The following is an 878-nucleotide window of genomic DNA, read 5'->3' as shown; positions in this document are numbered from 1 at the left end:
CGCGCAGGGCGGCGGCCATCGCCTCCAAGGCATCGCTGGCGGAGGCGCTGGAACAGGCCAACCGCGAACTGGCCGACGCCAACCGCAAGCTGATCGAGACGCAGGGCAAGCTGGTGCAGACGGCCAAGATGGCTTCTCTGGGTGAACTGGTGGCTGGGATCGCGCATGAGATCAACAATCCGCTTGCCTTCATCCTGGCGCACAAGGACACCGTGGCGCGCGGGCTGGAGCGGCTGAAGGGGCTGGAGGCGGCCTGCGCCGATGACGGGCGGGCGGACCGTGAGGCCATCCTGAACAAATGCCGTGACCGCATCGGGTCCATGAACATGGGGTTGCGGCGCATCCAGAACCTTGTGCTGAACCTGCGCAAATTCTCCCGGCTGGATGAAGGGCTGTTCCAGTTGATCGACGTGCCCGAGGCGCTGGAAACGGTCATGGCGCTGCTGACCCAGAAGCTGGGCAGCGGCATTGTGGTCCGGCGGCGTTACGAGGCGCCGGAGCGGCTGTACTGCCAGGCCGCCCTGCTCAATCAGGTCATCATGAACATCATCAGCAACGCGGCCGACGCCATCCTCGCCGCCCAGCCTGACGACATGTCCGCCCGCAGCGGCATCGCGGAAGGGGAAATCGAGATTCATACCTTCCTTGCGCATAAGGAAGGCGCGCAGGACAGCTATGTCTTTGTCATTACCGATAGCGGCCCTGGTATCGCGCCCGATGTGCAGGAACGTATTTTCGAGCCGTTTTTCACCACCAAGCCGGTCGGTGCGGGTACCGGGCTGGGGCTGGCCATCGCCTACAGCGTGGTGCAGGCGCATCATGGCAGCCTTTCCGTCAGCAGGGCGCCGCAGGGTGGCGCGCGCTTCACGATTTCCGTA

At 64.5% G+C, this 878-nt stretch carries 1 protein-coding gene; it reads left to right on the top strand.

Going from position 1 to position 878, the window contains the following annotated elements; all coding sequences use genetic code 11:
• Nucleotides 1-878: sensor histidine kinase (locus JCM25156_RS18535; RefSeq protein ID WP_025814319.1), on the top strand; the 878-nt coding region annotated here is incomplete at both ends.

Source organism: Komagataeibacter kakiaceti JCM 25156, assembly GCF_000613305.1.
Note: the sequence above shows the minus strand (reverse complement) of the source record. Positions and strands in the feature narration are given on the sequence as shown.